Raw genomic sequence first — 17,725 nt, 5'->3', positions numbered from 1 at the left:
AATTGAAATTAAACTTCCTGAGCTTGAATGGCGGTAATGACAACGGTATTAAAAATATCGTCTACCGTACAACCCCGGCTTAAGTCGTTAATAGGTTTATTTAATCCTTGTAACATCGGCCCGATGGCCAACGCTCCTGTTTCTCTCTGTACTGCTTTATAGGTGTTGTTTCCTGTATTTAGGTCGGGGAAAATCAGTACACTTGCGCGACCCGCAACCTCTGATCCCGGAAGCTTTTGCTGACCAACCAAAGGGTCAACCGCTGCGTCATATTGTATCGGGCCTTCGATTTTTAATGCTGGATTCCTGGCTTTAACGATAGCAGTAGCTTCCCTAACACGTTCTACGTCCTCTCCTTCACCAGAAGTACCGGAAGAGTACGAGAGCATTGCAATACGTGGCTCAATACCAAACTTGGCGCTGCTTTCTGCAGAGGATATGGCAATCTCTGCCAATTGCTGCGCAGTTGGGTTTGGGTTTACTGCACAATCTCCAAATATAGCCACACGCTCCGGCAGGCACATGAAGAATATGGAGGAAACAACAGATACGCCTGGTTTGGTTTTTACAAACTGCAATGCCGGTCTTATGGTGTGTTGGGTGGTGTGTACCGCACCTGAAACCATACCATCTGCATGGCCCTTGTAAACCATCATAGTGCCGTAATAAGATACGTCTGTCATCATATCTGTAGCCATCTCCATGTTTACGTTTTTGTTTTTACGCAATTCGTAAAGGGTTTCTACATAATCATTATAGTTTTCTGATACGGCAGGGTTATGAATATGGATACTGTTAAGGTCTAAATTGAGTCCAAGGCGTTTGATCGATGCACTAATTTCAGCAGGATCTCCCAATAAGGTGATGTCAACAATATCCTGTGCGATTAGCTTTTCCACTGCCTTTAATATCCGCTCGTCATTTCCTTCAGGAAGCACAATGTGTTTTTTCTGACTTTTAGCCCATTTAACCAGTTGGTACTGGAACATGTGTGGAGTGATACCTTCGTAATTGAAAGTGATGATCTTATCATCAAGCGCCTTAAGATCAACGTATTTTTCAAATATATCTATTGCTAACTCAATTTTCTTTCTATTGTCTATAGTGATTTTAGAGTGGATACTACCTATGGTTGTTGTGGTTTCGAAAGTACCCTTCTGAACCGAAATGATGGGGATAATGGTTTGAAGTCCCTCAATCAGCCTAATCACAGGCTCGTCTGGCAAGCTACCTGCGGTTAGAACAATTCCGGCTATCTTAGGGTAATTGGCAGAAAGATTAGCTTGTAAAGAACCAACTATAATATCGCCCCTGTCCCCAGGTGTAACAATCAGCAGGTTATCTTTAATGTGCCTTAAAAAATTGGGCAACATCATGGCACCGGTAACAAAGTTATCTACCTGATTGTCCATCAAATCTCCACCAAATAGTACCTCAGCTCCTAAAGCGGCAGTAATTTCTTTCATTGTTGGACTTTGCAGTCCACTTTCAATTGGAATAACTGCGATGAGCAATTCCTTTGGCAATTGATTGCTCAGGGCCTGTTTAATCCGCTCCGCTTCTTCTGAATTAACCATGTTCGCGATTACCCCGAGCACCTGAACATCTCGCATTAGGAAATTGCGATAAATATTAATGGCCGTTTTGAACAACTGACTAGCGGTTTTATTTTTACCGGAAACAACGATCAAAACAGGTGCGCCAAGATTTTTGGCCATCAATGCATTAGATTCGAATTCAAAGGCGATCTTCTCCCAAAAAATCACTTCCTTCAATTACCGTGAAATCGTAATTATCTTCCAGTTTTTTGTATTTGCTGATAATGGTGTTTAAGAGGTCGCTGGTATTTTCATTGTCCGATTGATGCAACATCTGTTGCCTGGTAAATGCGAAAGCGTCCTCATAGCTGATTGGCAGAGAGAAAAAATCCAGCATGGCCTCAACATGCTCATCTTTTTTTGACGGGTCTTCCTGTGCAATAATGGGTTTAAAATATCCTACCTTTTGGGTTTTGGCAAGAAGCATATTGATCATTCCGAAAGCGATAACCGATTTACCGGTATACGGCTCTGCAGATGCTATGAAGATATTTTTAGTCATAAAGGAGCAATTGTTTACAACAATAACGAATTGCTTCCAATATAGTTGGAAAAATTTAATTAAACAGATTACACATTGAACTCGCTTAGCGAATAATGCAATTCTTCACACATAAAACCGCGTGTTCTGAAGATTTCTTCAATAACAGGTCCGCAGGGAATGGAGCTAACAACCCTAAGGATTTTGTCTTCATCTTCAAAGGCAAATGTCCAGTTTTTTTCTCCAAAAAGGATATTCATTAAAGGGCGCACATATGTCAATTCATTTTTGTCCCGTACCGAAGTTTTAAAAATCATGATATTCATTGCTTTATGATTTAAATGATCAGCATAATTGAAAGCTACATGCTTTAGACTATGCGATAAAAAAATGTTACATCAAAGATCAGTGATAAGTGCACTTGGAAAAAGATTATTGAGGCTTATCTGGATGAAAACATCGGTGAACAGAGAGAATCGGTCGGTAAAACTTTCTGTCTAAAAATTAAGCATTATAAGCTTAGCTATAATATTACGAGACCTGATTTACAGCACATTCCTTAACTTCAATGAAAGATTTATGGTATTGTGTTAATTAGTTTGTCAAAAAAGCGACCGCGTTGGAAATCCGGACCTGTTTTTATTTCGTAAATAATTTAATTTCTTCATAATTTAACTATACCGACAACTAAAAATATATAACGATGGAACACATTGGCAAGAATATAAAGCAGTTAAGACAGCGAAAAAATTGGAACCAAAGTGATGTAGCTAAGCAACTTAACATTTCTACCCCTGCCTTTTCAAAAATCGAAACGGGTATCACCGATGTAAATTTTTCACGATTAGAACAAATTGCAACACTGTTCGAAGTGCCATTGTCAACCCTGCTTTCTCATGATGGCGATCACCTTCAAGCGGAACGTATTCAGGAGATTAGGGAGCTAACCGAAAGATTGAATAAGCGAGAAGAGGAAATCCTAAAATTACAAGGATTACTTATTGAACTTTATGAGGAAGTAAGAAAGCGTTAGCTTAAATTTCTTCATCCTTCCTGGCCATTTTAGCTTTGTGCCTGATCACGGCAGCATCAATAGAATGCGATTTGTGAATATCAATATCCGCCTCAGCAACATCTGAGAGTTTTTGATAATACTTATGCAGTACATCTAACTCAGCTTCCGTCAGGTCTTCAATATCAACCATTCGATTGCTGGCGTGTCTACTTGCAGCAATTAGTTCATTTAGTTTCAATTGTATGGCTTTTGAATCCTTGTTCTGAGACTTTTGAATAAGGAAGACCATTAAAAAAGTAATGATGGTTGTTCCTGTGTTGATCACCAGCTGCCAGGTGTCTGAATATTTAAAAATTGGCCCGGTTAGTATCCATAAAAGTACGATAGCGGCAGCGGTGCCGAACGCCATAGGACTTCCTGTCCAATTGGTGATCCTGTTGGATACCTGTTCAAAAATGCTGTGTTTGCTCTTTTTCATTTCCTTGTAAATTAAGGATAACAAGATGCAAATAATAACTTTAATGAGGGCAAGAACAAAATCACAGAACAAAGTTTAACGCTCTTTGTTCTTTAGTAGAACATCTTCAAAAAAATTAATGGAAACTCCCATCTACTGGATCTTTATTCTAGCCCTACCCGTTGCTTGCATTGCATGGACTGTTACAAAAGAGGAAATTTTTAGAGAACCCAGAGAATTCTGTGTTGAAAGATCAAAAGCCTGCAGGTCATTCTTCCAACGAAAGCTGTTTTATGTATTTACTTGCGAATACTGCTTTAGCCACTACGTTACCTTGGCTGTGTTAATTTTAACCAATTACACCCTGCTTTATCCCAACTGGCGAGGTTACATCATTGCAGAGTTTTCAATCGTCTGGATCGCAAACGTTTACATGAGCATATATAACCTCATTAGAATTGATCTTAAAAAAGGGAAACTCATCGCTCAGAAAGAGGAAGAGAAAATTAAGCATGGAGATTTTACCTCCTGATAATTCGCTCTTTATCCTTTTCGTCATCTGACGGATTATTACCGAGGTCGGCATGTGGCATGTTAACCCTATTTGAATCTTCCGGATCAACCTTTTCGGCCTGGTCATTCATATTTTCCACAGCAGGCAATTCTTCTCCTTTTCTTTTCTCTGTACTGCTGTTGAATTGAGGAATATTGAGTTCTTCAGGTTTCTCCACATTATAGTCTTTAGAACCTGGAACTGGGGTTGATGTATTTTCCATTGTTAAACATTTTGGTATATATGCTTAACAAGAACGCTCAAAGAATGTTTTTGACGGCCATGATTCGCCACAGTTTTGTCAAATATGTAGGAATAACACTACCTTAATATTTATGTTCATATTTTTGACTAAATAATTCAATTAGTCAAACCGTATGAAAATATCCTTACTCTCTATGTTGGTTTTGTTAATGCTTGGTTCGTGTACTGAACCCAAAATAAAACTTAGGGCTCCGGAACACAAAACTGCTCAACAATCAGTTCCAGACACAGTGAAGTCTGATTCTGGAAAAGTCTCTGCAAAAAACTAACCCATTAATTCTTTAATTAGCTTTTCAAATTCAGTTTTCAGATCTGAAAGCTCTTGTTCAACTTTACTTAACCTGGCTTCAAGTTCAGCAGATCCTTTCGCTGGAGCTTCATCTTCGACCTCCATTTGTGAGAAGTCGGGCACACCACTTAAAAGATGGACATACCGGATTTCCTTCTGACCGGGACGCTTTGGAACTTGCACAATGTATGGCATTTCTGGTAGCGACAAGCGCTCCAGAACGGACTGCACATCATCTAATGATTCAAACTCATATAATCTACCAGAATTGGTGTTTAGCTCTCCAGGCGTTTGAGGACCTCTTAACAAGAGCAAACAAAGAATGGCTACGTCTTGTGGCAGGACTGGAAAAACGATTGCAAAGTTGTGCTTATATTTGGTTGCCCTACTTGAACCGCCGGTAGCGGTGGATACCAACCCCTTCTTTTTTAATGTATCCAGAGCTAAAACCACAACATGGTCATCATACTGAACCACAGGTTTGCGTGATGTTTTTTGATTACATCCAACTGTGATGGCATTAATAGTCATGGGATAGTACTCTGGAGTAGTTTTAGATTTTTCCATTAAAACCCCAAGTACGCGCACCTCTTCGGCACTTAAAATCGGCAATTGCTTCTGATCTTCCATTGGTTTAACTAGCGAGGATCGCCTCTATTTTTTCAAGTTCTGATTTACTGAAATTTGTATTGTCAAGACATTTAAGAGAATCTGCCAATTGTTCTGGTTTGCTGGCTCCTACCAAAACAGAGGTGATCCTGTCATCCTTAAGTATCCAAGACAAAGCCATATGTGCAAGCTTTTGTCCCCTGTTTTGAGCAACCTCATTAAGCTGAGTAAGCTGTGCAACCCTGGCTGGCGTAATCTGTTCCTTTTGGAGCGCACCATGTTCCTTTGCCGCACGCGAACCCTCTGGCACGCCTGTTAAGTACTTATCAGTTAACAGCCCTTGTGCGAGCGGCGAAAATGGTATACACCCTACTCCTTCTGTTTGAAGCAATGCTAAGAGTCCATCTTCAACCCAACGTTCGTACATTGAATATTTTGGTTGATGAATCAAACAGGGAGTACCAAGGTCTTTCAAGATGGCAATAGCCTTGGCGGCTTCTTCGGGCCTGTAATTTGAAATGCCGACGTAAAGTGCTTTACCCTGACGAACAATTAGGTCCAGCGCAGTCATTGTTTCCTCAAGAGGTGTTTGAGCATCGGGTCTATGGTGATAAAATATGTCAACATACTGCAAATCCATTCGCATTAAGCTTTGATCTAAGCTGGAAACCAAATATTTCTTCGAGCCCCAATCTCCATAAGGACCGTCCCACATCGTATATCCTGCCTTGGTCGAGATGATCAGCTCATCACGGTATCTGCTAAAATCGCGCTTTAGCAGCTTTCCAAAATTTTCTTCTGCAGATCCGGGAGGCGGACCATAGTTATTTGCCAGATCAAAATGTGTGATTCCATTATCAAACGCAAGTTTTAAAATACTGCTGCTATTTTCCAGTTGATCTACATGACCGAAGTTGTGCCAAAGACCAAGAGAAATTGCTGGCAGCATTACGCCGCTTTTTCCACAGCGCCTGTACTGCATCTTCTGATAACGTTCTGGATGAGGTGTATATGACATATGATGTAAATAGTCAGCGGTGGTTGTCACCACCGCTGTTATTAACGATATACTATTTAGCGCTGTTCTTTTTTTCGGTTACTTCAGCACGGATATCCTGTGCCAATACCTTTAAATCTTGCATCGCTTTGCGTACTCTTGTTCCTGCAGCACTGTTGCCTGCATTGTAGAATTTCTCTGCATCTGCTTCAACAGCCGCTAACAATTCTTTAACTTTTGAAAACTTTTCCATGTATGATATTTTTATTTGTGGGCCAAATATATCATTTGCAGACGAAGTTCCAAGATTAATGTCTAACGGCGGCCAGCCATTGTAATCATTCGCTGAGCCAGGTCTTTGCCCAGATAGCCATCAATAAAGGAATGAACCAGATAAAGAATTGGCGTCATGATGATGGCCACTATAAACTTATAGGTGTAATTAACCAGCCCTATCGCGGCTACCATTTGCCAGCTCCAGTGATATTGTGGATTTAAGTAAAACGCGATGAAGATGACAACGAAACTATCTATCAACTGCGATACCAATGTAGAACCAGTAGAACGGAGCCAAAGCGCCGTTTCACCAGTAATCTTTTTAATTCTATGAAAGATGAGCACATCTGCGATTTGCCCGACAAGAAACGCGATGATTGACCCGACTATAATCCACATACCCTGACCAAAAATTCCTGCAAAGGCATTGTTCATATCCAGTGTTTTACCATTGATGGTCTGCGTGATCCAGAAATCTGAAGCTGTCAAATGCATAGCTGCGCCCACTATAACAAAAGCATAAGAGATCAGCACTGCTGTGAGTATCGATAAAAAACGCACCTGTTTTACACCATAGTACTCGTTAATAATATCAGTCATGATGAAAATTATTGGCCAGGTGAGTACTCCGGCCGACATATTAAATGAAAGATTAGGAACACCAAGCAAATTAATATCGAAATGCTTAATGCCCAAAGTACCCTCAACGGAAAATATTTTAACACCTATAAATTCAGAAAGTATGGCATTGGCAACAAAAAACGACCCTAGTATTAGCAGCAATCTGCTTTCTTTTGTTTTGAAACTCATATCAGGTTGAAATTATTAAATTATTCTGATATAAGGGGAGAAATATTATTTCTATTTTGCACCCCACATGGTACCAATTCAATCGAAACTTCCAGGAGTAGCCACAACTATTTTTACGGTGATGTCTAAACTGGCCGCTACACATAACGCAATCAACCTTTCTCAAGGTTTCCCAGACTTTGACTGTGATCCTGAACTTGTAGAGCTAGTAACAGCAGCTATGAAATCAGGCGCTAATCAATACGCACCCATGGGTGGTGATGTTGCCTTGCGTGAAGTAATTGCCAATAAAACGGAAAGTCTTTACGCTGCCACTTATCATCCGGAAGATGAAATAACGGTTACCGCCGGAGGCACGCAGGCAATATTTACTGCATTAGCAGCCGTGATCCACGCTGGCGACGAGGTGATCATATTCGAACCCGCTTACGACAGCTATGCACCTGCTATAAAGCTTTTGGGTGGCCTGGTAAAGTCTTACGAACTGGCACCGCCTAATTACGATATCGATTGGGAGCTGGTAAAAAAACTATTTTCTGCCCAAACTAAAATGATCATTTTAAACAGTCCGCAGAATCCAACTGGAAGGATGCTGACTGAGCATGACATCAAATCGCTCATTAAGCTGGTAAAAGATACTGACGTGCTTATCCTCAGTGATGAAGTGTATGAACATATTGTATACGATGGGCAAAAGCATTTAAGTATGGCGAGCTACCCGGAATTAAAAGAGCGAAGCTTCATTGTGGCCTCATTTGGCAAATTGCTGCATACCACTGGCTGGAAACTGGGTTACTGCATGGCGCCGGATTATTTGATGAAAGAATTTAGGAAGGTGCACCAATTCAATGTTTTTAGCGTTAATACACCTATGCAACTTGGTATTGCCAACTATCTGTCCAAACCTTCCAGGTACGAGGGTCTTCCTTCCTTTTTTCAGCAGAAAAGGGACATCTTCAGGGAGATGCTTTTAGAAACTAAATTTAAATTATTACCTTGTAATGGTTCGTATTTCCAATGTGTTACATATGAAGACATTGCAGACACGAATGACAAGGAAATGGCTATAAGACTGGTAGAGGATTATGGTGTGGCAAGTATACCTGTTTCCGCCTTTTATATTAGAAATACAGATTATAAAGTGCTGCGCTTTTGCTTTGCAAAAAAAGAAAGCACCTTAACTGAAGCTGTTAAAAGGCTTATGAAGTTATAATTTTCACCCCCCCTCAAATGTATATATGGAACAGCCGCATTACCTGAATATTCCAAACCTGAAAATAACCATTTTCCAGGCTTACCTATTTTGGGAGAACATTGACAAAAATCTTCAAAACCTGGCTTTAAGATTATCAATGGGCATCAAAGAAAAAACCGACCTGATCATTCTTCCCGAAATGTTTTCTACAGGGTTTAGCATGAATGCTGAAGCACTGGCAGAAGAAACTGACGGAAAAACCATGAAGTGGATGAGTGAAATTGCCCGCAAATACGAGTGTGTTGTTGCCGGAAGTATCATCATAAAAGAAGACGGCAACTATTTTAACAGACTGATATGGATGCTGCCTGATGGCACATACAGCTTTTACAACAAGAGGCATTTATTTGGCCTGGGCGATGAGGACAAGAACTATACTCCAGGCCTGGAAAAAGTTATCGTCCAACTGAAGGGTTGGAAGATTAGGTTGGCAATTTGTTATGACCTGAGGTTCCCGGTATGGTTGCGAAACAAGGACGAGGAATACGATATACTCCTACTCATAGCAAGCTGGCCAGACAAAAGATCAATTCATTGGAATGCGCTGATACCCGCAAGGGCTATAGAAAACCAAAGCTATGTTATCGGTGTAAACAGGGTTGGACATGACGGAAAGGAAGTTTACCACAGCGGCCATTCACAATGTATAGATCCAATGGGTAAAACGGTTTACTACAAACCAGAAGATGAGGATTTGTATACGTTTAGTATCAATTATGAGGAATTGGTTAAAACACGCAGAAGCTTCCCTTTTTTAAGGGATGCTGATAAATTTGAAATTTTATAATCTTTGATAATGCTTGACCGTAGAAAATTTATAAAAGCAACCGCGCTTTCCGCAGCGGCCATCGCTGTGAACAAATCTAGCGCTGCTGCTATGGTTCCTGCTGCAACGGAAGCTTTAGCTGGAAAACCAATCGTAATTTCCACCTGGGATTTTGGTATTCCTGCCAACAAGGCGGCGTGGAAAGTATTGGAAAAAGGCGGTCGGGCATTGGATGCTGTAGAACAGGGTGTTCACATACCTGAAGCTGATCCATCTATACAAACCGTTGGCTACGGAGGTTTGCCAGACCGTGATGGACATGTTACACTCGATGCCTGTATTATGGATGAGTTTGGCAATTGTGGTTCAGTGGCGGGCATCGAACATATCGTACATCCTATTTCTGTTGCCAGAATGGTGATGGAGAAAACACCACACGTCATGTTGGTTGGAGATGGTGCGCTACAGTTTGCTTTAGAAAATGGATTTAAAAAAGAAAACTTGCTTACGAAAGAGAGTGAGGAAGCCTGGAAGGAATGGCTTAAAACCGCTAAATATTCGCCGGTAATGAATATAGAGAACAAGTTGTACGATAAAGCTGCGCCTACCAAATTACCTGGTAATCAGTATAATCATGACACCATAGGTATGTTGGCGCTTGATTCCAAGGGGAATTTGTCTGGAGCATGTACCACAAGCGGGATGGCGTATAAATTACATGGACGGGTTGGCGACAGCCCAATTATAGGTGCGGGGCTTTACCTGGATAATGAAGTGGGCGGTGCAACTTCTACTGGTGTGGGTGAAGAAGTGATTCGTAATGTAGGCAGTTTTTTAGTTGTAGAATTGATGCGTCAGGGATTTTCGCCGGAAGATGCCTGTAAAGAGGCGGTAATGCGAATTGTAAAGAAGAAGCCAGACATCGCTAAGAAGATACAGGTTGGCTTTCTTGCCCTAAACAAAAAAGGTGAGTATGGAGCTTACGCAATCCAGACTGGTTTCAGTTATGCGGTTTGCACCGCAGAAAAAGATGATCTACTGGTTCCCGGAAAAAGTTTTTACAAATAACCTAAGATGGTCCAAATGGAAGTTTGCGCCAATTCATTAACATCTGCTATTGAGGCAGAAAGAGGGGGCGCTGTACGTGTTGAACTTTGTGATAACCTTGTAGAGGGCGGCACAACCCCTAGCTTTGCACAGATCAGTCTGGCAAAGAAGATCCTTAAAATTCAGGTTTTCCCAATTATCCGACCAAGGGGTGGCGACTTTCTTTACACCGATCTGGAATTCGAGATCATGAAAGCAGACATCCTGGAATGTAAAAAGCTGGGCTGTGAAGGAGTAGTGTTTGGTATTTTAACCGATGAAGGAAATATAGATACAGTCCGCTGTGCAGAATTGTTAAATTTAGCAAAGCCGATGCAGGCTACTTTTCATCGCGCGTTTGACATGTGCAAAGATCAGTATATTGCATTGGAACAACTCATTTCCCTTGGCTTTTCCAGGATATTGACTTCAGGAGGAGAAGACACCGCGCTAAAGGGTATCAATCAACTTACCGCATTAGTGGAAAAAGCAGCCGATCGGATTAGTATTATGCCCGGTGCAGGGATTTCCCTGGAAAATATTGCGACAATAATAACCCAAACCGGTGTAAAAGAATTTCACGGTTCTGCAAAATCAAGTGTTGCCGGGGATATGAAATATAGAAACCCCAAATTAAACATGGGATCGGGCAGAGACGAGTTTTCTACTGAAATTACGAATGCGGCTACAGTTAAAAATTTAATAGAACTGGCCAACAGTGCCGAATAGTTCCGCCAAAATCCTATCTTTGCGCCACTGATGAAGCACATACGTAATTTTTGCATAATTGCACATATTGATCACGGGAAGAGCACTTTAGCCGACCGTTTACTGGAGTACACCAAGACCATTAGCTCGCGCGAAGCGCAGGCTCAATTATTGGATAATATGGATTTGGAACGTGAGCGTGGAATCACGATAAAAAGTCACGCCATACAAATGAACTATAAGGTTGATGAAATTGAATACAATTTCAACCTTATTGATACTCCCGGACACGTAGATTTTTCTTACGAAGTATCCCGTTCAATTGCTGCTTGCGAAGGTGCATTGTTGATCGTTGATGCCTCGCAAGGTATCCAGGCGCAAACCATCTCTAACCTATACCTGGCTTTAGAACACGATCTGGAAATTATTCCCATTCTAAATAAAATGGATTTACCGGGCGCTATGCCTGAGGAAGTGAAAGACCAAATTGTTGACCTGATTGGCTGCAAACGTGAAGACATTATTCCTGCATCCGGCAAAACCGGAATGGGGATCCCTGATATCATTCAAGCAATTGTAGACCGCGTTCCAGCACCTGTTGGTGACCCGGATGCGCCATTGCAAGCGCTAATCTTCGATTCTGTTTTCAACCCTTTCAGAGGGATTATCGCCTACTATAAAGTGGTAAACGGTGAGATCAAAAAAGGAGATAAAGTTAAATTTATCAATACCGGAAAACAATATCTGGCTGATGAGGTGGGAATTCTGAAATTGGATATGTCGCCACGTACCGTAGTGAAAACTGGTGATGTAGGTTATATCATATCCGGTATCAAGGAAGCGCGTGAAGTTAAAGTTGGTGATACTATTACTACGGTTGACAGACCATCATTGGATTCCATTCAGGGTTTTGAAGAAGTTAAACCCATGGTTTTTGCAGGAATTTACCCTGTAGACACGGACGAGTTTGAAGAACTGCGAGAGGCCATGCACAAGCTGCAATTAAATGATGCTTCTATAGTTTTTGAACCTGAAAGCTCTGCAGCTTTAGGCTTCGGCTTCCGTTGCGGTTTCCTGGGCATGTTGCACATGGAAATCATACAGGAACGCCTGGAAAGGGAATTTGACATGACGGTTATTACAACCGTTCCAAACGTTTCTTACATTGCAAGAACTACAAAGGGCGAAGAAGTGACTGTAAACAATCCATCAGATTTGCCTGACCCAAGTAAACTGGATTCTGTGGAGGAACCTTTTATCAGGGCAAACATCATCACTAAGGCTGAGTTTGTAGGTCCGGTAATGTCACTATGTATCCAAAAAAGAGGAATAATAGCCAATCAATCTTATTTGACCTCAGACCGCGTAGAGCTTATTTTTGAAATGCCAATGGGCGAGATTGTTTTCGACTTTTATGATAAATTGAAAACCATTTCCAAGGGCTATGCATCGTTTGACTATCACCAGATCGGCTATCGTAAATCCGACTTGGTAAGATTGGATATGCTTCTTAATGAGGAGCCTGTTGACGCATTATCTTCGCTAATCCACCGCAGCAATGCCTATGATTTTGGTAAGAAAATCTGTGAGAAATTGAGAGAGCTCATCCCCCGTCAGCAGTTTGAAATTAAAATACAAGCTTCGATAGGTGCAAAAGTAATTGCAAGGGAAACCCTCAGTGCTTTGCGTAAAGACGTTACTGCCAAATGTTATGGTGGTGATATTTCCCGTAAACGAAAATTACTGGAAAAACAGAAACAAGGTAAGAAAAGAATGCGCCAGGTAGGCAATGTGGAAATCCCGCAAACCGCGTTTATGGCAGTTTTAAAATTAGATTAATAATGCAGTTACTCGACGGAAAATACGTATCAGAAAAAGTTAAACTGGAAATTGCCGAAGAAGCGGCAGCTTTTCTTGCAGATACAGGTAGAAAACCGCACCTGATTGCCATACTCGTTGGTAATGACGGCGGAAGTGAAACTTACGTAGCCAGCAAAATGAAGAATTGTGAAAAGGTGGGTTTCCAATCTTCCCTTATCCGTTACGGGCTGGAGGTGACTGAAGCAGAACTTCTTCTAAAGATAAAAGAGATCAATGAAGACAAGACAGTAGACGGGCTAATTGTTCAGCTTCCACTGCCTAAACACATTGATCCCGAAAAAGTAACTGAAACTATTGATCACCGTAAAGATGTGGATGGGTTTCATCCGGTTAACCTTGGTCGCATGATGCGTAATTTACCTTGCTTTATTCCGGCAACTCCTTATGGCATCATGATGATGCTGCAGGCCTATCAAATAGAGACTGCCGGGAAGCATTGTGTCGTAGTTGGTAGAAGTAATATTGTCGGCAGTCCTATGAGCATACTAATGGCTCGTAATGCCAATCCGGGCAACTGCACAGTTACCTTAAGCCACAGCAGAACGGCAAATCTGAAAGAGATGATTTTGCAGGCCGATATTGTGATTGCCGCGATTGGTAAAAAGAATTTCATTACCGCAGATATGATTAAGCCAGGTGCTGTAGTGATAGATGTAGGTATGAACCGCGAAACTTCAGATCAAACTAAATCTGGCTATAAGTTATATGGAGATGTAGACTTCGATGCAGTTGCTGAGAAAGCATCATGGATTACCCCGGTACCAGGAGGTGTTGGATTAATGACTATAGTTGGTTTACTTAAGAATACCCTGGCTTCAGCCAAAGGCGAGATCTATTGATTAATTAAGTTAGCCAAAAATCTTTTTCCAAAAACTTTCCTTTAATCCAACGTATAAGCCGTCAGCTCTGTACGCTGTTGGATATATGTCAATATAATCTCCCTGACCCGCAGCCCCCCTGCCGTTTTCCAGGTTATATTCCCATCTGTGGATCGGACAGACAATATGCCCGTTTTTACACCATCCACCACTTAAGATCCCTCCAGCATGAGGACAGGTATTTTGAACAACGTGAAATTTATTTTCGTCCCGAATCAGGCAGAGCTTTCTTCCCTCAACTTTAATTTGCATAACAAAGTTGTGCTCCGGCAATTCTTCATTTACTTTAATCCATTTCAAAGCGTACTAGGAATTTAACAGGTTAGTGATTTTCATTGCTCAGTCATTAATAAGCTCAATATACGCAGTTTAAGCATTGCTTATATTATTTTATTTACCTTTGCGACCTTAAATATGGCACATCAGATACCAGAAGACGGCACTTTACTTCCTTTAATGGAAGAGTTTTACACAATACAGGGCGAAGGATTTAATACTGGAAAGGCAGCATACTTCATTCGTTTGGGCGGCTGCGATGTGGGCTGCCACTGGTGTGATGTTAAAGAAAGTTGGGATGCAGAGCTTCATCCTTTAACTTTAGCTGACGACATCGCGTTAAAAGCAGACAGTTTTCCAGGGAAGGCTGTGGTAATCACCGGAGGTGAGCCACTGATTTACAACATGGATTACCTGACAAAAAAACTTCATGAGCGAAACATCCTCACTTTTATTGAAACTTCAGGTGCCTACCCCCTCTCTGGAGAATGGGATTGGATCTGCCTTTCGCCTAAAAAGTTTAAAGCGCCAAGACCAGACATCACACCTTTTGCGAATGAACTTAAAGTGATTGTTTTCAACAAAAGCGATTTCAAATGGGCGGAGGAATACGCGGAAATGGTTTCTCCTACCTGTAAGCTTTATCTCCAGCCTGAATGGTCAAAATCCAAAGAAGTTACACCATTGATCATAGACTACGTAATGGCCAATCCTAAGTGGGAAATTTCCTTGCAAACACATAAATTTCTAAACATCCCTTAGCTTTTCCAGGTATTTATGTTAGATTTAAAGCTGTGCTAAGCTAACATAAATGAAAAAGTGGCAAATCATCTTCTTCTTTTTTATATCTTCTTTAGGTGTAGACGCACAGATTACTACAGTTAAAAAAGCACAGTCCAGTTTCGATAAGGCCCAGGTTTACTTGAAGGAAGACCATTTCGATCTTGCTTTATCATCATTAAATGAGGCAACAATTTCAGATCCATTATTTCAATACGCTTTTATCCAGATAGGTGATATCAACAGACGACTCAAAGCATTTCAAGAAGCGAAAACCGCCTACCATAAAGCCATTTCCATTGGAAATATAAAAGACACGCGTGTGTACTATGGCCTCGGTGAGTCGGAACTTTTTACCGGTGATTATAGTGAAGCATTCCAGCATTTTACCAGATTTATTGCGGATTACAAAGGGACCGATAAAGATTTTTTAGCGAAAGCAAATAAATACCTGAGAGATTGTTCTTTCTCTATCGAAGCATTGAAAAAGCCGGTAGTTTATCAGCCTGTAAACATGGGTGCGGAAATAAATTCTGCTTACCGGGATTATTTCCCCGCTATCACGGCAGATGGAGAACAACTGATCTTTAGCAGAAAGATTAACGATAATGAAGATTTCTACATAGCTAAAAAAACAGGAGAAAAATGGTCGGTGCCTGTACCCCTTAGCACAAAAATAAACACGCCGAATTTTAATGAGGGAGCTCAATCTATATCCCCGGATGGGATGTACCTATACTTTACCGGATGCGGCAGACCAGATGGGATTGGCCGCTGTGATATTTACTTAAGCCACAAGGAAGGTAATTCCTGGGGCGAACCATTTAATTTAGGCAATAAAGTGAATTCTGAATACTGGGATGCTCAACCCTCCATAAGTCCTGACGGGAATACGCTTTATTTTGTAAGCAACAGACCTGGCGGCTCTGGAAGTTACGACATCTGGAAATGCACGCTGCAAAGCGACGGCTATTGGGGTGCAGCAGTTAATCTTGGTCCGCAAATCAATACCCCTTACGATGAAAACACTCCTTTTATTCATGCGGATGGCAGGACCTTATATTTTTCATCCGATGGATGGCCGGGTCTAGGTAATAAAGACATCTTTTTAAGCCGAATAGATGAGAAGGGAGGCTTCACAACTCCAGAAAACCTGGGTTATCCAATAAACACTTTTAATGAAGAAACCGGACTGATTGTAAGTCCCGATGGAACTGAAGGATTTTTCTCTTCTGATCTTAAAGGTGGATATGGTGATATGGATATTTACAGGTTTAAAATTCCTGAAGGCAAGAAGCCAAACCCAATCACATATGTTAAAGGAACAGTAAAAGATAAAGAAACCGGAGCTTTTTTGGATGCCGAAGTGCAGATCGTTGATTTAAAGAAAGGAATTGTTGTGTACAATGACTACACATCAGCACAAACCGGTGCTTTTATGGCTGTGATGCCTGTAGGAACAAGTTACGCATTTAATGTGGGGGCTGATGGATACTTATTTTACTCGGAAAATTACAACCTAACAGCAACGACAACAGCAAAACCATTTGACTTAAATATCGAATTGTTAAAATTAAAGGCCGGTGGTGATGTGGTATTAAAAAATATCTTCTTCAATATTAATGAATTCGCGCTACTCCCAGAATCAATAACAGAATTGAAACAATTGCTCGGTTTACTAAAAAGCAACCCAAAGCTTTCAATTGAAATTCAGGGACATACAGACAACGTTGGAAACGACGCTTTAAACGAAAAGCTTTCCTTGAATAGGGCAAAAGCTGTCTACGATTATCTGATAACCAATAAGATAAATGCCGAAAGACTAACTTATAAAGGATTTGGAAAGCAAAAACCGATTGCCGACAACCAGTCTGAAGAGGGTCGCGGGAAAAACAGGCGTACCTCTTTTGTAATCACCAAAATTTAAATCACGGCTGATCTAATTCTAATCAGCTTAACCAATAGCTCTTCCAAAAGATCAAGATGCAACATGTTTGCGCCGTCAGATTTCGCATTAGCCGGATCGGGATGTGTTTCTATAAACAAACCGTCTGCTCCAACTGCAATTGCCGCTTTCGCGATAGTCCCAATCAATTCAGGTTTCCCACCTGTAACACCACTACTTTGGTTTGGCTGTTGTAATGAGTGCGTACAATCCATTACTACAGGTACGCCGAAACCCTGCATCTCCGGTAGACCCCGGTAATCTACAATAAGATCCTGGTAACCAAAAGTGTTCCCCCTATCGGTTAGAATAACTTTATTATTGCCGGCTTCTACAATCTTTTCTACTGCAAATTTCATAGATCCTGCAGAAAGGAACTGCCCTTTTTTTACATTCACTACTTTCCCAGTTTGCGCAGCAGCGATCAATAGATCAGTCTGTCTGCACAAAAACGCAGGAATTTGCAACACATCAACATACGCAGCAGCCATCGCTGCTTCTTCGTGCGCGTGTATATCTGTCACTGTTGGTACCTCGAAGGTCTTGCCAATCTTCTCCAATATTCTTAAGGCCTTTTCATCACCAATCCCGCAAAAAGAACTGCCTTTGGAACGGTTGGCTTTTCTGTAAGAACCTTTAAAAATATAGGGGATTGCCAGTTTTTCCGTAATGGTTACTATTTTTTCAGCAATCCTCATGGCAATATCTTCTCCTTCAATCGCACAGGGTCCGGCCATTAAAAAAAAGTTATTGGATTGCAGGTTTTTTAATTTATCTAAAGGAAAGTTGATCATGATTTGT

The 17,725-nt window shown here is 41.1% G+C and carries 21 protein-coding genes; 10 read left to right on the top strand and 11 right to left on the bottom strand.

The window, feature by feature from the left end:
* Positions 1-8: 8 nt before the first annotated feature.
* From pta to ACXZ1K_RS10565, 3 genes are all read right to left on the bottom strand, one after another.
* The gene (gene pta / locus ACXZ1K_RS10575) at positions 9-1,718 is read right to left on the bottom strand and encodes a phosphate acetyltransferase (protein ID WP_458969631.1); all 1,710 of its coding nucleotides are present in this window, start codon (positions 1,716-1,718) and stop codon (positions 9-11) included.
* A 19-nt stretch (positions 1,719-1,737) separates the two neighbouring features.
* Positions 1,738-2,100, bottom strand: coding sequence for an AAA family ATPase (locus ACXZ1K_RS10570; protein ID WP_458969630.1), 363 nt, complete (start codon positions 2,098-2,100; stop codon positions 1,738-1,740).
* Positions 2,101-2,168: 68 nt separating this feature from the next.
* Positions 2,169-2,405, bottom strand: a complete 237-nt coding sequence (locus ACXZ1K_RS10565) for a hypothetical protein (protein WP_458969629.1) — start codon at positions 2,403-2,405, stop codon at positions 2,169-2,171.
* Positions 2,406-2,782: 377 nt separating this feature from the next.
* Here ACXZ1K_RS10565 and ACXZ1K_RS10560 point away from each other — a divergent pair, with 377 nt between their 5' ends.
* A complete protein-coding gene (locus ACXZ1K_RS10560; protein ID WP_458969628.1) occupies positions 2,783-3,112 on the top strand; it encodes a helix-turn-helix domain-containing protein in 330 nt (109 codons plus the stop codon).
* A gap of 1 nt (position 3,113) precedes the next feature.
* Here ACXZ1K_RS10560 and ACXZ1K_RS10555 read toward each other — a convergent pair whose 3' ends face one another.
* Positions 3,114-3,572: a low affinity iron permease family protein gene (locus ACXZ1K_RS10555; protein ID WP_458969627.1), complete on the bottom strand. Its 459-nt coding sequence runs from the start codon at positions 3,570-3,572 to the stop codon at positions 3,114-3,116.
* 118 nt (positions 3,573-3,690) lie between these two features.
* Between ACXZ1K_RS10555 and ACXZ1K_RS10550 the strand changes: the two genes are divergently transcribed.
* The gene (locus tag ACXZ1K_RS10550) at positions 3,691-4,083 is read left to right on the top strand and encodes a hypothetical protein (RefSeq protein WP_458969626.1); all 393 of its coding nucleotides are present in this window, start codon (positions 3,691-3,693) and stop codon (positions 4,081-4,083) included.
* Here ACXZ1K_RS10550 and ACXZ1K_RS10545 read toward each other — a convergent pair.
* From ACXZ1K_RS10545 to ACXZ1K_RS10525, 5 genes are all read right to left on the bottom strand, one after another.
* Positions 4,073-4,327 carry a hypothetical protein gene (locus ACXZ1K_RS10545; protein WP_458969625.1) on the bottom strand — a complete coding sequence of 85 codons (255 nt, stop codon included), beginning with the start codon at positions 4,325-4,327 and terminating at the stop codon, positions 4,073-4,075. The two genes, ACXZ1K_RS10550 and ACXZ1K_RS10545, sit on opposite strands and share 11 nt — an antisense overlap.
* A gap of 306 nt (positions 4,328-4,633) precedes the next feature.
* Complete coding sequence (locus ACXZ1K_RS10540) at positions 4,634-5,287, bottom strand: YceH family protein (protein ID WP_458969624.1); 654 nt, start codon at positions 5,285-5,287, stop codon at positions 4,634-4,636.
* A 4-nt stretch (positions 5,288-5,291) separates the two neighbouring features.
* Positions 5,292-6,284 carry an L-glyceraldehyde 3-phosphate reductase gene (gene mgrA, locus ACXZ1K_RS10535; RefSeq protein WP_458969623.1) on the bottom strand — a complete coding sequence of 331 codons (993 nt, stop codon included), beginning with the start codon at positions 6,282-6,284 and terminating at the stop codon, positions 5,292-5,294.
* 52 nt (positions 6,285-6,336) lie between these two features.
* Positions 6,337-6,516 (bottom strand): histone H1, encoded by a 180-nt coding sequence (locus ACXZ1K_RS10530; protein ID WP_458969622.1) that lies wholly within the window; start codon positions 6,514-6,516, stop codon positions 6,337-6,339.
* A 62-nt stretch (positions 6,517-6,578) separates the two neighbouring features.
* A complete protein-coding gene (locus tag ACXZ1K_RS10525; RefSeq protein WP_458969621.1) occupies positions 6,579-7,349 on the bottom strand; it encodes a queuosine precursor transporter in 771 nt (256 codons plus the stop codon).
* 67 nt (positions 7,350-7,416) lie between these two features.
* On the opposite strand from ACXZ1K_RS10525, the gene ACXZ1K_RS10520 reads away from it, so the two are divergent.
* Genes ACXZ1K_RS10520 through ACXZ1K_RS10495 form a run of 6 tightly spaced genes read left to right on the top strand, consistent with a single transcriptional unit; the run spans position 7,417 to position 13,884 of the window.
* Entirely contained in the window at positions 7,417-8,562 is a 1,146-nt protein-coding gene (locus tag ACXZ1K_RS10520; RefSeq protein ID WP_458969620.1) for a methionine aminotransferase, read from the top strand.
* 25 nt (positions 8,563-8,587) lie between these two features.
* Positions 8,588-9,391: a nitrilase family protein gene (locus tag ACXZ1K_RS10515; RefSeq protein WP_458969619.1), complete on the top strand. Its 804-nt coding sequence runs from the start codon at positions 8,588-8,590 to the stop codon at positions 9,389-9,391.
* 9 nt (positions 9,392-9,400) lie between these two features.
* Positions 9,401-10,438 carry a N(4)-(beta-N-acetylglucosaminyl)-L-asparaginase gene (locus tag ACXZ1K_RS10510; protein ID WP_458969618.1) on the top strand — a complete coding sequence of 346 codons (1,038 nt, stop codon included), beginning with the start codon at positions 9,401-9,403 and terminating at the stop codon, positions 10,436-10,438.
* Positions 10,439-10,453: 15 nt separating this feature from the next.
* A complete protein-coding gene (locus ACXZ1K_RS10505) occupies positions 10,454-11,185 on the top strand; it encodes a copper homeostasis protein CutC (RefSeq protein WP_458969617.1) in 732 nt (243 codons plus the stop codon).
* Between the two features lie 30 nt (positions 11,186-11,215).
* Positions 11,216-13,003: a translation elongation factor 4 gene (lepA, locus tag ACXZ1K_RS10500; RefSeq protein WP_458969616.1), complete on the top strand. Its 1,788-nt coding sequence runs from the start codon at positions 11,216-11,218 to the stop codon at positions 13,001-13,003.
* Between the two features lie 2 nt (positions 13,004-13,005).
* Positions 13,006-13,884, top strand: coding sequence for a bifunctional 5,10-methylenetetrahydrofolate dehydrogenase/5,10-methenyltetrahydrofolate cyclohydrolase (locus ACXZ1K_RS10495; RefSeq protein ID WP_458969615.1), 879 nt, complete (start codon positions 13,006-13,008; stop codon positions 13,882-13,884).
* Between the two features lie 9 nt (positions 13,885-13,893).
* On the opposite strand, the gene ACXZ1K_RS10490 is transcribed toward ACXZ1K_RS10495, so the two are convergent.
* Positions 13,894-14,223, bottom strand: a complete 330-nt coding sequence (locus tag ACXZ1K_RS10490; protein ID WP_458969614.1) for a Rieske (2Fe-2S) protein — start codon at positions 14,221-14,223, stop codon at positions 13,894-13,896.
* A 114-nt stretch (positions 14,224-14,337) separates the two neighbouring features.
* Between ACXZ1K_RS10490 and ACXZ1K_RS10485 the strand changes: the two genes are divergently transcribed.
* Both ACXZ1K_RS10485 and ACXZ1K_RS10480 read left to right on the top strand, forming a co-directional pair.
* Complete coding sequence (locus ACXZ1K_RS10485; RefSeq protein ID WP_458969613.1) at positions 14,338-14,961, top strand: 7-carboxy-7-deazaguanine synthase QueE; 624 nt, start codon at positions 14,338-14,340, stop codon at positions 14,959-14,961.
* Between the two features lie 49 nt (positions 14,962-15,010).
* Positions 15,011-16,906 (top strand): OmpA family protein, encoded by a 1,896-nt coding sequence (locus tag ACXZ1K_RS10480; RefSeq protein WP_458969612.1) that lies wholly within the window; start codon positions 15,011-15,013, stop codon positions 16,904-16,906.
* Here the strand turns inward: ACXZ1K_RS10480 and kdsA are convergent.
* Positions 16,903-17,718, bottom strand: coding sequence for a 3-deoxy-8-phosphooctulonate synthase (gene kdsA, locus ACXZ1K_RS10475; protein ID WP_458969611.1), 816 nt, complete (start codon positions 17,716-17,718; stop codon positions 16,903-16,905). The two genes, ACXZ1K_RS10480 and kdsA, sit on opposite strands and share 4 nt — an antisense overlap.
* Positions 17,719-17,725 lie beyond the last annotated feature (7 nt).

It is taken from the genome of Pedobacter jaeyakensis (assembly GCF_054461315.1).
The sequence above is the reverse complement of the archived record's forward strand: the minus strand, read 5'-3'. Positions and strand labels throughout refer to the sequence as shown.

Excerpts from the sequence above, each read along its gene's own strand:
- ACXZ1K_RS10540 (WP_458969624.1), bottom strand. The coding sequence starts at position 5,287 with ATGGAAGATCAGAAGCAATTGCCGATTTTAAGTGCCGAAGAGGTGCGC.
- pta (WP_458969631.1), bottom strand. The coding sequence starts at position 1,718 with ATGGCCAAAAATCTTGGCGCACCTGTTTTGATCGTTGTTTCCGGTAAA.
- ACXZ1K_RS10565 (WP_458969629.1), bottom strand. The coding sequence starts at position 2,405 with ATGAATATCATGATTTTTAAAACTTCGGTACGGGACAAAAATGAATTG.
- ACXZ1K_RS10505 (WP_458969617.1), top strand. The coding sequence starts at position 10,454 with ATGGAAGTTTGCGCCAATTCATTAACATCTGCTATTGAGGCAGAAAGA.
- lepA (WP_458969616.1), top strand. The coding sequence starts at position 11,216 with ATGAAGCACATACGTAATTTTTGCATAATTGCACATATTGATCACGGG.
- ACXZ1K_RS10530 (WP_458969622.1), bottom strand. The coding sequence starts at position 6,516 with ATGGAAAAGTTTTCAAAAGTTAAAGAATTGTTAGCGGCTGTTGAAGCA.
- ACXZ1K_RS10480 (WP_458969612.1), top strand. The coding sequence starts at position 15,011 with ATGAAAAAGTGGCAAATCATCTTCTTCTTTTTTATATCTTCTTTAGGT.
- ACXZ1K_RS10485 (WP_458969613.1), top strand. The coding sequence starts at position 14,338 with ATGGCACATCAGATACCAGAAGACGGCACTTTACTTCCTTTAATGGAA.
- ACXZ1K_RS10525 (WP_458969621.1), bottom strand. The coding sequence starts at position 7,349 with ATGAGTTTCAAAACAAAAGAAAGCAGATTGCTGCTAATACTAGGGTCG.
- ACXZ1K_RS10560 (WP_458969628.1), top strand. The coding sequence starts at position 2,783 with ATGGAACACATTGGCAAGAATATAAAGCAGTTAAGACAGCGAAAAAAT.
- ACXZ1K_RS10515 (WP_458969619.1), top strand. The coding sequence starts at position 8,588 with ATGGAACAGCCGCATTACCTGAATATTCCAAACCTGAAAATAACCATT.
- ACXZ1K_RS10550 (WP_458969626.1), top strand. The coding sequence starts at position 3,691 with ATGGAAACTCCCATCTACTGGATCTTTATTCTAGCCCTACCCGTTGCT.
- ACXZ1K_RS10545 (WP_458969625.1), bottom strand. The coding sequence starts at position 4,327 with ATGGAAAATACATCAACCCCAGTTCCAGGTTCTAAAGACTATAATGTG.
- mgrA (WP_458969623.1), bottom strand. The coding sequence starts at position 6,284 with ATGTCATATACACCTCATCCAGAACGTTATCAGAAGATGCAGTACAGG.
- kdsA (WP_458969611.1), bottom strand. The coding sequence starts at position 17,718 with ATGATCAACTTTCCTTTAGATAAATTAAAAAACCTGCAATCCAATAAC.
- ACXZ1K_RS10570 (WP_458969630.1), bottom strand. The coding sequence starts at position 2,100 with ATGACTAAAAATATCTTCATAGCATCTGCAGAGCCGTATACCGGTAAA.
- ACXZ1K_RS10555 (WP_458969627.1), bottom strand. The coding sequence starts at position 3,572 with ATGAAAAAGAGCAAACACAGCATTTTTGAACAGGTATCCAACAGGATC.
- ACXZ1K_RS10510 (WP_458969618.1), top strand. The coding sequence starts at position 9,401 with ATGCTTGACCGTAGAAAATTTATAAAAGCAACCGCGCTTTCCGCAGCG.
- ACXZ1K_RS10495 (WP_458969615.1), top strand. The coding sequence starts at position 13,006 with ATGCAGTTACTCGACGGAAAATACGTATCAGAAAAAGTTAAACTGGAA.
- ACXZ1K_RS10520 (WP_458969620.1), top strand. The coding sequence starts at position 7,417 with ATGGTACCAATTCAATCGAAACTTCCAGGAGTAGCCACAACTATTTTT.